The following is a 12,597-nucleotide window of genomic DNA, read 5'->3' on the forward strand; positions in this document are numbered from 1 at the left end:
ATCTCTAAATTATTGTAGGGTATTCAGTATGTATTTTCGTTTTGAGGAACTTTAATGAAGTTGCTGGCCTACTGTTCAGCACAGCTTTAATCTCTGCAACGATTGCTATGGCGATCTCTTCGGAAGTTTCGGCACCGATATCGAGTCCTACTGGGCCGTAGATAATGCTTCGTTGACTTTCAGTAATGGTTATACCGGCCTCTTGCATATCGTCGAACATACGTAGTAATTTGATCTTCGGGCCCAATGAGCCAATGTAACGTGTCGACGTGTGCATCAAATCTTTAAGGAGTGTGAGATCGTAAGCATAGTTATGTGTCATTAACACAAAAACAGTCCATGGGTCTATGCTTAGATTGGTCGCGATCTCACGTGCCGGAGATACAAGAAGCTGAGCGGCTTTTGGGAAGCGCGAGGCATTGACATGGCTGGCACGTCCATCGATCACCGTAATTTCCCAGCCGAGCACATGCGCCATCTCCACGAGAGGTTGTGCATCATTACCAGCACCGGCAATAACCAAGTGCACGGTAGGAACGAGGTATTCAATGAGCACTTCGCTGCTTTCCCCTTTCTCCTGAAAGGAAGTGAGGACCGATTTCCGTTCTTTTTTTGCGAATTGAATATGTGCATGCAGTGCCGAATAGTGAGAATCTACGGCAAAAACCTGCTCCGTCAAATCTTTAATAAGTAAACGGGTTCCTTTTTGCTCTCCCTGTCTGTCTGTAGAAAAGAACGTAATTAACAAGCTTTCTTCACGCTGTTGGAGCAAGTGCTGCAGTAACGCGATTGGATGATCCGTTCGTTGAAGGTCTACATATTCGAAAAGAATATGAACTATTCCGTTGCATCCAAGTTGTAATCCGATTGACGAACCTTCCTCAGTATTCGTATCATAACTCACCAGTCGATTTTTCTGTTGATGGATAGTTAAGAGAGCCTTTTTTAGGGCATCTCCTTCCAGACATCCGCCGCTGATCGCTCCCGTCATTTGCCCGTCTTCTGTTACCAGCATGCGGGCCCCGGGTCTTCGATAGGAGGAACCTTCAACCTTAACCACAGTGGCAAGCACCATCCTGATATTTTCGGAAGCAGCTACACCTGCAGCTAAAACAATGTCTTTAATCTCTTTCATGCAAATACGGGCAAGGCATTGAACTCGGATATAATGATTAAATCAACAGCGATATGATACAATGCCGTTTATCAAATTTAGTGAATTACGCGTTAAAAAACACCAAAACTGTAATAATGGTAAAAACATCCGTGAAATGTATAATTATTTGATTAATTTAAGTAACGATTTTGTATAACTGAATGAACTGAATGCTAGTGTATAAGTGAGAGAGCTTATCCCATATGGACCGATAAATATCGCTTACATAAACAAGAAAAAATAACGATTATGGCAAAATATTCAATTTTAGTAAATGGCAAAAAGCACGAAATTGATGTGCTTGAGGATATGCCCTTGCTTTGGGTACTCCGTGATATCATTGGTCTTAAAGGGACCAAGTTTGGTTGTGGGAAAGCGCTATGTGGTGCCTGTACCGTACATCTCAACGATACTGCAATCCGATCCTGTTCATTTCCGGTCTCTGCGATCGGCGAGGGCAAAATTACAACAATCGAAGGGCTCTCGGAGGAGGGTGATCACCCTGTTCAGGAGGCATGGGAAAAATATGTCGTACCTCAGTGCGGCTATTGCCAGACCGGACAGATCATGAATGCAGCTGCTCTTTTGAAGAAAAATGCGAAACCTTCGGTAGCGGAGATCGAGCAAGCTATGCAGGGCAATCTCTGTCGCTGTGGCACATATAATAGAATCAAAGCAGCCATTTTAGAAGCAGCCGGTACACCAGTTACAAACGGTTAGGTATTGATCAAAAATATAAACAAGATGAAAATATTAGCTCCTTTTCAAAAAAGAAAAACCGACAAGGTCAATTCGGAGATTTTTACTGTTTCTAGACGCGACTTTTTAAAAGCTAGCGGCTTGCTTACTGGTGGCTTGGTTCTTGGTGTAAGCTTCTTTAGCTGTGATGACAAAGGTAAAAAAGTGGCCACTGTGGCTCCAAATGTGTATTTGACGATTGGTTCAGATGGTAAAGTCACCATTGTCGCACATCGTTCAGAGATGGGGCAAGGTATCCGCACCTCTCTTCCTCTAATTGTTGCCGATGAATTGGGGGCCGACTGGACTAAGGTGGAAATCATCCAGGCTGAAGGTGATGAAAAAAAATATGGTAACCAAAACACGGACGGTTCCTTTTCAGTACGGATGTTCTATAAACCTATGCGGGAAGCCGGTGCTATAGCGCGATTACTCCTTATTCGTGCTGCAGCCAAAGAATGGAACGTTGGCGTAGACCAATTGGACACCAAGAATGGACAGGTCATCCAACGGGAATCCGGCAAGAAAAAAGATTTTGGAGACCTGGTGGAAACTGCAAAAACCCTTCCTATTCCGAAAGCTAGCGAAGTTAAACTAAAAGACAGACAGCAATTCAATATGATCGGCAAAGAAACACCGATCATTGATCTACACAATATTGTAACTGGGAAAGCTGTGTTTGGAATTGATGCTGTTGTCGAAGGGATGAAAATTGCGGTCATTAAGCGTTGCCCGGTGGTGGGAGGAAAAGTAAAAGCCGTAAACGACAGTAAAGCCCTGGCTGTCCCTGGCGTTCTCAAGGTGATTACGATCAAAGGTGCCGGACTGCCAGCCACCTTATCCAAGCCATTGAGTGGGGTAGCTATCATCGCTGAAAATACCTGGGCCGCCATAAAAGCCCGCGACTTGCTGGAGGTAGAATGGGAAATGGGACCCAATGCCGGCTACGATTCAGCTAGGCAAATCGAAGAACTTAAGCAGGTGGTGGCACAGGAGGGAACGCTCCGACGTAAGCGTGGCGATTTCAATGCCGCAAAAGCGAATGCAAAAAAAATTATTGAACACACTTACATCGCATCTTACCTGGCGCATGCCACCATTGAACCGCCTTGTGCTTTGGCTGTCGTGAAAAACGGAAGCTGCGAAGTGTGGGCCTGTACACAAAATCCGCAGGGAGCACGGGATGCGGTAGCCACCGAACTGGGGATCGCAGTGGACAAGGTGAAAATGAACGTAACCCTCTTGGGCGGCGGTTTTGGTAGAAAGTCAAAGCCTGATTTTATCTTGGAGGCAGCAATATTAGCCAAAGAATCTGGTCTACCGATCAAGGTGCAGTGGACGCGTGAGGATGATATCCGTCATGACTACTACCATGCCATGAGCGTACAGCGTATTGTCGCTACTATCGACAACCAAAATAAATTGAGCGGCTGGGCCCATCATATTGCCAATCCATCTATCTCTGCAACAGAGGATTTATCGGTGGTACAACCCAGTGATGGCGAATTAATGTTGGGAGCCTCGGATTTCCCTTACAATGTTCCAGCGATCAATATTGCTACGCATGATGCGAAAGCCCATCTGCGGATTGGCTGGTTGAGGTCTGTGCGCAATATTCCACAGGTTTTTGCCGCTGCGACAATGCTCGACGAAATTGCTGAAGCAAGAGGTATTGATGCTGTTTCGAATGCCCTGGAGCTACTCGGTGAAGACCGCCACATTACCTTTGAGCAGGAACTGATCAAGACAAGCTATCCCAATTATGGAGAGAAGATCGAAGATTACCCTTGGGATACAGCACGCATGAAAAAGGTGATCGAGCGGGTAGCCAAGCTTTCCGGGTGGGGGAAATCCATGCCAGCAGGGAGTGCACTGGGCTTTGCTGCACATAAAAGCTTCTTAACTTACGTTGCCTGCGTGGTGGAGGTAAATGTGGATCAGAACAAGAAAATCAGTATTCCCAATGTTTACTATGTGGTCGACTGTGGGCTGGCTGTCAATGTAGACCGTATCAAATCTCAATTTGAAGGTGGTGCACAATTTTCGGCAAGTCTGGCACTCAAAAGCACGATCACGGTAAAAGATGGTCAGGTAGAGCAGGGTAATTTTGACGGTTATCAGATCATTCGAATGCCTGATTCCCCGAAACAGATCCATGTGGATATTATCGATAGCGACGCAAAACCGACCGGAGTAGGAGAGCCTCCAGTACCGCCATTTACACCTGCACTCTGTAATGCGATTTATGCTGCAACAGGGAAGCGGATCTACACCTTGCCAATTGATCTAAGTAGTTAAAAAAGAATTTGAACAAAAAATATAAAAATGAAAATAAGGATTAAAGATAATTCCGTTAGACTGCGATTGACCATGTCTGAAATCAATAAACTGGGCAATGTTGGGGAGGTTGACTGTCGAACTGAATTTATCAACCAGCCCTTTGTATATCGTATTGTGCAAACGGATACTGCACAAATCATTGCCTCTTTTGTTGAAAATGAAATTGTGATCGGATTACCTACCAATATGATAAAGGAATTGGTGGACACAGAAAGAATAGGTTTCGAAGGTCAGTCAGGACCAGTTAAAATACTCGTCGAAAAGGATTTTGCTTGCCTCGACAATACCATGGAGGATCAGAGTGACAACTTTCCGAATCCAAATCTCAAATGCTGAGCATATCGGAAATACAGTGACGTATTTCCGGAGACGAATGGATTTGTTTCGATCAACAATGTAGTAAAAGAAAGCAATATGCCGGCGTCTAAATATGTGAAGATCAAAATTAAAAAAACACAATCCTGAGGTATACAAAAAGGTAGACGAAATGCTTCACTGTGATGCACTTCAGCGGCTTTGACCTTTGTTGGTTATCATTGCCGCTGCAATTTTGGCTTCAGCAGGTGTATTTACGTTGGTAAGTATTTGCAGATCGGGCGCTTGAACGCACAATGCATGATGTTCTATCAGAACCCGGCGCGGAGATAATCTATTTTGCGCAAACATTTGCTGGATTAGGGGCAAACTATCGGGTTCCCAAATTGCAAACAATGGCTCGGGCAAATTGTCCTTTGACCTTGTAAATGCAGTGGCAATCCTTCGAGGATCACGTTTTTGGACTAAGTAATCGACTGCTTCTGGCCCCAATAGGGGTAAATCACAAGCGACGACAAGCCATGCTTGGTCTGACTGAAATTCAAGAGCGGTCAAAATACCGCCCATAGGACCTATATCTTTATAACGATCGGAAAGCCATGCGTAGTTTGACGCCGTCTTTTTACCGTAGTCTATTTCATCTAACTGTTCTGGACGACAAGAAATGTATACGTCTTTACAATAATTCTGTAATAAATCAGCTAAATAATACACTTGTTCTTTACCGTGCCAATTGATCTTTTCTTTTGGACTCCCCATACGTCGACTTCTGCCGCCGATAAGCACCAGGCCATTTAAAGGATATGCTCTATTATCATTAGGAACTATCATTACTGTTTTTAATGGATCAATCTTATTGAAGTTACATATTTTCACCGCAAATTTGAAACGCTTCCATCAACGAGGCGCTTAATGATTTTGTTAAACTTGATGGCGTGAAATCCGTAGCATCATCTTCTAAAGTTTACGGTGTATCGATTGATCGGCGATGTGTAAACGGTCGTCAGGAAGACAATGTGCCTTTACTGGACGAGGATGACCATTTACACGCGATGTTTCCACAGAGAATCGGCAACCTTTTCTCAAACAATATCTGGAAGAAAATATGTCAAAGCGGAAAGTCCAATCAGTACTATTTTATCAATTTGCTGAAAGTTAACTTTTCGTTTTCACAAATACTACAGCAATATGTCGCAGGCAGATCTTCAAATGAGGTCCCTGGGGCGATATCCTGTGTACTGTCCCCCCAAATGGGGTCGTAGATTGTCTGACAGGCTGGGCATTGATAGGTAATACTGATTAGATCAGATTTTTCCGTGGTAGCCGGAATAGGGATATTAGAAAATTCACGAACTGCTTCTCGACTTTGAAGCTGGTAGAAATCTTCACAAAGCGCCAAAATTACACCCGTGAGCTCTCCGCGCTCCACACGTTTACGGTAAGTGACAAAGTCTCTTGAATTGGGGTTAAAATCGTGCGTATGTTCAACTTGGAACCAGGATTTATTATCGCTGGAGTCAATGAAACGCAAAATTACAGAGCCCCAAATCCCGCTCTTGGGATGCATTTTAATTCCAAAACACAGTTTGTAAGTACGAATGTCCAACCAGTTCAGATGGTGTACCAATTCCTGCTTAAGGGCTAATGCTGTGGGATCGAAATCTTCCGTCATCCAATTGAGCTCATTGAGGGCATGACGCAAGTTAATCCGATGTCGATCCAATACAACATCCCAGGATGGTCTTGTACTGATTTGAATATCTTTGATAATGATCGACTTCCATGGTGTAGTATAGAGTTGGCCAATCCTGTGTTGCATACAGAGGGTGCATATATCGCGTAGAAAAGTGATTGGGAAAGTTTCAGAGCGCCGATATACCCCCAGCCAAAGCCTATCTTGATAAGCATTAAATCCTTCATAATAAGGGAGTTTGAATGCGGTTTCCGGAAAGGGTTGCCCAATGGGCTGAAAAAGAAATTTTCCTGAGGCAGCGGCCAATCCCTCCAATTTTTGACCAAGTTGTTGTCCTTCATTTGCTGTTGTAATCATTGTTTCAATCATCATCGGTTCCAAAAACTGACTGAGTCCAGCAATATCGTCAGTATTTACTAAAGTTGACCAGGAATGAAATAATGTGCTTTTTGGAAATCGAAGCTGCAGATGCCAATAATTACTAAGTTCGGAAGTGATGAAATTTAGATTTCCAGTATAGTAGGGTACAAGAGATTGAGTAGAATCCACAATATTCACTTTTAACCTCGGGTTGAAATCAAAACTATCCAGCACATCCTTATATACCCCTTCACGTATCCACGAACTCTGATTGAAAAGCCCGTCTGAGACATAAGAACTCACAATATTTGGATATACCTCCTGACAAATTTCATAAGCAAACTCCTGATTGAGCAATGTGTACTCCAATTCTTCGAGTTGTACATCATTTATCCTAAAATACATTTGCTGCCTACTACCGAATTTAACCTCCGTTATACCCGCTTCTTCCAGAGGGATCAATAGGTTGGTAAGTTCTCCTGGGGAGATTGCACCACCCGAGAGGTTAATCTTAACGAACTGTTCGTTTTTCATTGTTTTACTTTGCATAGGATTTTACCTCCTGATCCTTTTCTATTCTATAGTTTTCCAGAATGCGCTTAACCTCGGGTTTACAAGATCCACAACCCGTCCCGGCTCCAGTTAATGTACATAATTCCTGGAGATCGATACATCCATCGCTCATACGTCGCTGTAGGTTTCCTTCTCCAACCTGACTGCATGAACATACCAAACGGCCAATGACATCTTCTTTTGCGGCACCACTTCGTAGCAACTGCAGACGTTTCTCGCTTAATTCAATCTTGTTTGCTATCAGGTTTTTAAATTCTAGAAATTCATTTTTGTCTCCAATTAAAATGGCACCGACAAGTCTATCCTGATAGATAATACATTTTTTATAATAACGTTTAGCCTTGTCGATAAAGATAATCTCTTCATAGTCTTCATTTGGTGCTTCCGTCAAACCAATGCTACAGAGGTCAAAACCTTGTATTTTGATAATATTCATAAATAGGCTTCCCTTGTAATGACTGCTGATATCACCTTGATGGTAATGCGCTACAATAGCTGCCTGTTCTTCGGCCGCTGCAGTAATACCATAGAGTGTTCCTTCAAATTCGGCAATCTCACCAATAGCATAGATTGTGGGGTCGCTGGTTTGCATATGATGATCCACAACCACGCCGCGCTGGCATATGAGATTAGCCTCTTTAGCCAACTCAATATTGGGAGTAGTGCCAATTGCCAGGATAACAGCATCGCATTTTATCTGTCGCCCGCTTTTTAATTCGATCTTTGTCAGCTTATTGCGGCCACAGTATAGCTGAACTTCATCATTGTAGAATATATCACAACCGAGATCTACCATTTGTTCATGAAGCAATTGGCTTCCCAGAGAATCAAGTTGCCGGTTCAGAAAACGCGAAACGCGTTGCACAATGGTGATTTTGGTTCCATTCTCGCGGAGTGAAGCTGCCATTTCAAGCCCCAATAGACCTCCTCCCACAATAACGACATGTGCCTGTTCGGGAAGGTACCGTTTCAAAAGATCGGCATCCGTACGACGGCGCATTGTAAAAATACCGGGCAATTGCGGTACATGCTTTGGTAGACTGGGACGACTGCCTGTCGCAAGAATCAAGACATCATACTGTGTTTTGATTCCCCGGGAATCCCAGACGCACTTATTGTCTCGGTCAATCGTGTTAACCTGCACACCACGTATATGTTGTATATCCAGTAAGGGCTCCTCGGCATCTTTCATCTTGACCAATTGCTCCCATTGAAGCTCTCCGCTCACATAATGTGGCAACATAACACGATTGTAGAAGGGTAGATCTTCATTGCTAAAAATGACAATTTCATCGGTCTTGTTTAACTCCCGAAAGGAGCGAACAAAGCCATGTGCTCCAGCACCAGCACCAATAATAACAATACGTTCTTTCTTCTTCACATGGGCTTCAACACGTACAGCACAAAATTTAAAGTCGGGCTCCTTGGAAATAGGATCCACTAAATCGTTGGTCAGGTTATTGGCTCTATGAAGATCAGATCCCAATAGCTTGCCCCAATGCATGGGCAGAAAAACCACTCCGGGCTTAATCGTCTTACTAACCCGTGTCCTGACACGAACTTCTCCTCGTATGGAATAAACATTTGCCAATTGTCCGTCAGCCAGGTTCAGCGTTGCTGCATCGTTTGGGTGAATTTCCAAAAATGCAGCCTGAATATGCTGATTAAGCTTACTTACCTTACCTGTTTTCGACATTGTATGCCATTGGTCACGGACCCGTCCTGTTGTCAAGATAAATGGAAAATTTTGATCCGGCAGTTCGCTGTGATGCTGATCAGGAGGGCTATGTAATTGTGCACGACCGCTCGGTGTAAGGAATTTTTTATCTTGAAAAAGACGTGTTGTTCCTTGTTTCTTTTTCAAATCAAAAGGCCATTGTACGGTTTTCAGGCTGTCAATAAGTGTATAATCTAAGCCAGAAATGTCAATACTTGTCCCGGAGGTTAACTGGGCATGTTCTTTATAGATATCCTCAGGTGTAGGATATGAAAATCCTTTAAAACCCATTTTCTGTGCAAATCGTGAAAAGATTTCTGCATCCGGAAGAGCTTCGCCCGGGGGAGGGATAGCCTTGTGCAGGTGACTGATCCTGCGTTCTGAATTCGTCATTGTACCTTCTTTTTCAGCCCATCCAGCAGCGGGAAGAATAATATCCGCAAAGTCCAGGGTCTGGGCCTTATTGGATATCTCCTGAACGATGACGAATTTAGCCATTTGCAATGCTTTTTCCACAAGCCGTGCGTTGGGAAGGCTGGTGAGGGGATTGGTGCAAAGAATCCAAATTGCTTTCAATCGTCCATCGGCTAATGCTTCGAACATTTCAGTAGCTGTTAGCCCCGGTTTGCCGCTCACAATAGTTCCCGACCAGAACTGTTGAAGTTCATCGCGATGTTTTTTATTATCCATATCACGGTGAGCGGGCAGGAGATTGGCCAGTCCGCCAACTTCTCTGCCACCCATGGCATTGGGCTGCCCGGTTAGTGAAAAAGGGCCGCTTCCTGGTTTTCCGATTTTCCCTGTGATCAGGTTGAGGTCAATTAGGCTCAGGTTTTTGTTAACGCCTACCACACTCTGATTCAGTCCCATTGTCCACAAACTCAAAAAGCCTTTAGATTCGCCAATATAGCTGGCTGCACGTTCAATGTCCTCCGCTGGGACACCGCATATTATAGCAGATTCCAATAAAGAGCGTTCGAACACCCGCTCTTTGTACGCTTCATACCCTTCGGTATGATCGTTTATAAAATCAAGGTCTATATCTCCCTGTTCTATAAGCAATCTTCCTAGCGCATAATTGAGCACAATGTCCGTTCCCGGATTAATCTGTAAATGCAGATCAGCCAATGCACAGGTATCCGTAATACGAGGGTCTACAACGATAATTTTGGTTTCTGGATTTTTAGCCTTGTGCGCCTCAATACGTCGCCAAAGGATCGGATGGCACCAGGCGGGATTGGCTCCTGCGACTAGAAAGCAATCAGCAAGCTCGATATCATCGTAACATATCGGCACGCTATCTTCTCCCAGCGATTTTTTGTAAGCAGCAACAGCACTGCTCATACAAAGACGAGAGTTGGTATCGATATTATTGGTGCCAATAAATCCCTTGACCAGTTTGTTGAGGATATAATACTCCTCCGTAAGGCATTGTCCGGAAGCATAAAATGCCACTGCGTCAGGACCATATTTTGCAATCAATGTACGAAAGACGGCTTCAGCACGATCCAACGCCTCATCCCATGAAACACGTTGAAGCGGACTGGATCTGTGATGGCGCATCTGCGGATAGAGGAGTCTGTCTGAACGATCGTTGACTGTATATTGCAAGTTCATGCCTTTACTACATAATTTGCCTTGATTGACAGGATGTTCGGTATCACCGGTAACTGAAATCAGCTGGTTTTTCTCGACCGATATCTTCACCCCGCAACCCACACCACAGTAGCAGCAGGTACTTTTATACACACTGTTCGACTCTTTATTCATAGTGAAAGGATGCTAATTTTACACTTCTAATGATACATTCTGAACAACAGTTTCAGTTCGGGGATGAAAGCGCACGAAGAGGACAGTGAAACCTATAACAAAAACACCAATACCAATGTACTGAAAGGCATCAGCATAACTGAGCGTTTCAGATTTGAAAAGAAATCCGACTAACATGGCTCCTATATTCCCTCCGGCACCGACGATTCCACTCACACTGCCAATGTTATCCTTGTTAATGAATGGAACGATGCCATACGTACAGCCGTTCGCCATCTTAAGGAAGAGCGCAAAGAGCAACATCGTAATTATCGCAAGAAGTAAGGTATTGGAAGTGGCGAACAGGCTGATGCCAATTCCTTCCAGAAGCAACAGTATGCCCAAAATCAAGCCTTTGCCTTTAATACCGTAACTTCGCCCTACTTTATCACTTACAATTCCGCCAAGTGCACGGGCGAAAAGGTTCATGCCGCCGAAGATACTGGCCAGAGCTCCGGCCAGGATAATTCCTGTATCAAAACGATCCATGAAGAATGTAGCAGCGACGTTGTCTACGGTGATCTCTATTCCAAAACAAGCTGCATAGGCGAGTGTGAGGATCCAAACGCGATAGTCCTTTAATGCGAGCAAAAAAGAACCATTTTTCTTTTTGTTTGTTGCCTGACCTGCGGACAGTTTGTTGAAATTACCTTGTGGTGTGTCTTGAGTGTATTTATAATAGATATATGCCATAATGAGTAGGATAGCACCCGGAACAACCATGGCGATCCGCCAAGAATCAGATTGACTAACGAAGCCCATGCCAACGAACGCGGCGGCAATAAGCGGCATCACTAGGTTGGTGACCCCACCGCCAAGATTACCCCAGCCTCCGGTTACGGCATTTGCCGTGCCAATAATGTTGGGCGCAAACATCATTGACGTGTGAAATTGCGTGATCACAAAAGATGCGCCGATAATACCGATGAAAAAACGGAATAACAAAAATGACTCGTAACTATTGCTTAATCCGATAAGTAAAACAGGGATGGAGCCTGCAACTAAGAGGATGGTGTATGAAATTCGTGGCCCCAGTGTATCGCACATCTTCCCGACAAATAATCGCGCGATAATGGTTGCTGAAACAGATGCAATAATGATATTTCCGATTTCATTTTTAGTTAATCCGAGTTCCTCTCGCACCAGTGGCATAAGCGGGGCAACGCCAAACCAGCCAAAGAAACAAAAGAAAAAGGTGATCCATGTGATGTGAAAGGTACGCATCTGTACCCCCTTAAAAGAAAAGATACGGAGCTTGTTAAGAGGTTGATCTTGTAGGTTCATGATTTAATAAGTTTATGGGTTGATGATTGAAATAATTATCTAAATTTTCATGTTGATTGTTTTTTTATTTTTTAGAGTCAATTTTTGTTGAAATAGATCTCATAAAAATGTTTTTAATCTTATTTTATGAGAAAAAACACGTTTTATTCTTTTTTATATATAATAAGTAGCTTTAATTTTTAAAAAATCATTAATAAAAAGAGTTTTTATGATTTTTATCATATTATTTTTCAATTATTTATATCAAATTTAAAAATAATATTATATAAAACATGTTTTTGGTTGGTTTTATTTTTATTATTTATGTTATTTTGTTTTTTTGTGGTTTATTGTTTATGTTTTTTTGTTTTTATGTTTGTTTTATTATTGCTTTAAGTTTAAAGTGCTTTGTTTTTAGTAAATATCTTCTGTTTTTATTGTAAATATTGATGTGGAATAAGTTTTTTTAGTATTTTGTGTTAATTAAATCATCAATTTAATCTCATTAGTCATATTTCTGAATATTTTTTTTGCAATTGTGCTACTACATTTGTATCAATTGAATGCTCATGATCAAATACATGTTGGATAACTCTTTGACTGCTCCAAAAAATTTCTAGACTTTCTCCCCTG

At 42.9% G+C, this 12,597-nt stretch carries 8 protein-coding genes; 3 read left to right on the plus strand and 5 right to left on the minus strand.

Going from position 1 to position 12,597, the window contains the following annotated elements; genetic code table 11:
• Positions 1 to 4: 4 nt before the first annotated feature.
• A complete protein-coding gene (locus G6053_RS07470) occupies positions 5 to 1,135 on the minus strand; it encodes an XdhC/CoxI family protein (RefSeq protein WP_165306013.1) in 1,131 nt (376 codons plus the stop codon).
• A 270-nt stretch (positions 1,136 to 1,405) separates the two neighbouring features.
• On the opposite strand from G6053_RS07470, the gene G6053_RS07475 reads away from it, so the two are divergent.
• Genes G6053_RS07475 through G6053_RS07485 form a run of 3 tightly spaced genes read left to right on the plus strand, consistent with a single transcriptional unit; the run spans position 1,406 to position 4,570 of the window.
• Positions 1,406 to 1,876 carry a (2Fe-2S)-binding protein gene (locus G6053_RS07475; protein ID WP_108632686.1) on the plus strand — a complete coding sequence of 157 codons (471 nt, stop codon included), beginning with the start codon at positions 1,406 to 1,408 and terminating at the stop codon, positions 1,874 to 1,876.
• A gap of 24 nt (positions 1,877 to 1,900) precedes the next feature.
• On the plus strand, positions 1,901 to 4,192 hold the full coding sequence (locus G6053_RS07480; RefSeq protein WP_165306014.1) for a molybdopterin cofactor-binding domain-containing protein: 2,292 nt from the start codon (positions 1,901 to 1,903) through the stop codon (positions 4,190 to 4,192).
• A gap of 27 nt (positions 4,193 to 4,219) precedes the next feature.
• Positions 4,220 to 4,570: a hypothetical protein gene (locus tag G6053_RS07485; protein ID WP_108632684.1), complete on the plus strand. Its 351-nt coding sequence runs from the start codon at positions 4,220 to 4,222 to the stop codon at positions 4,568 to 4,570.
• Between the two features lie 171 nt (positions 4,571 to 4,741).
• Here the strand turns inward: G6053_RS07485 and G6053_RS07490 are convergent, their stop codons facing one another.
• The 4 genes from G6053_RS07490 to G6053_RS07505 all read right to left on the minus strand — a co-directional run bounded on the left by G6053_RS07490 (position 4,742) and on the right by G6053_RS07505 (position 11,985).
• A complete protein-coding gene (locus tag G6053_RS07490; RefSeq protein WP_206531884.1) occupies positions 4,742 to 5,425 on the minus strand; it encodes an NTP transferase domain-containing protein in 684 nt (227 codons plus the stop codon).
• Positions 5,426 to 5,681: 256 nt separating this feature from the next.
• Positions 5,682 to 7,136 carry a rubredoxin gene (locus tag G6053_RS07495; RefSeq protein ID WP_165306015.1) on the minus strand — a complete coding sequence of 485 codons (1,455 nt, stop codon included), beginning with the start codon at positions 7,134 to 7,136 and terminating at the stop codon, positions 5,682 to 5,684.
• Between the two features lie 4 nt (positions 7,137 to 7,140).
• Positions 7,141 to 10,662: a nitrate reductase gene (locus tag G6053_RS07500; RefSeq protein ID WP_165306016.1), complete on the minus strand. Its 3,522-nt coding sequence runs from the start codon at positions 10,660 to 10,662 to the stop codon at positions 7,141 to 7,143.
• Between the two features lie 18 nt (positions 10,663 to 10,680).
• Entirely contained in the window at positions 10,681 to 11,985 is a 1,305-nt protein-coding gene (locus tag G6053_RS07505) for an MFS transporter (RefSeq protein ID WP_108632680.1), read from the minus strand.
• Between the last annotated feature and the right edge of the window lie 612 nt (positions 11,986 to 12,597).

The sequence above is a fragment of the Sphingobacterium sp. DR205 genome (assembly GCF_011064245.1).
In the GTDB taxonomy this organism is placed as follows: domain Bacteria; phylum Bacteroidota; class Bacteroidia; order Sphingobacteriales; family Sphingobacteriaceae; genus Sphingobacterium; species Sphingobacterium athyrii.

Bases quoted from the DNA above. Each gene is read 5' to 3' on its own strand.
- G6053_RS07470 (WP_165306013.1), bottom strand. From the start codon at position 1,135: ATGAAAGAGATTAAAGACATTGTTTTAGCTGCAGGTGTAGCTGCTTCC.
- G6053_RS07475 (WP_108632686.1), top strand. From the start codon at position 1,406: ATGGCAAAATATTCAATTTTAGTAAATGGCAAAAAGCACGAAATTGAT.
- G6053_RS07505 (WP_108632680.1), bottom strand. From the start codon at position 11,985: ATGAACCTACAAGATCAACCTCTTAACAAGCTCCGTATCTTTTCTTTT.
- G6053_RS07480 (WP_165306014.1), top strand. From the start codon at position 1,901: ATGAAAATATTAGCTCCTTTTCAAAAAAGAAAAACCGACAAGGTCAAT.
- G6053_RS07485 (WP_108632684.1), top strand. From the start codon at position 4,220: ATGAAAATAAGGATTAAAGATAATTCCGTTAGACTGCGATTGACCATG.
- G6053_RS07500 (WP_165306016.1), bottom strand. From the start codon at position 10,662: ATGAATAAAGAGTCGAACAGTGTGTATAAAAGTACCTGCTGCTACTGT.
- G6053_RS07495 (WP_165306015.1), bottom strand. From the start codon at position 7,136: ATGAAAAACGAACAGTTCGTTAAGATTAACCTCTCGGGTGGTGCAATC.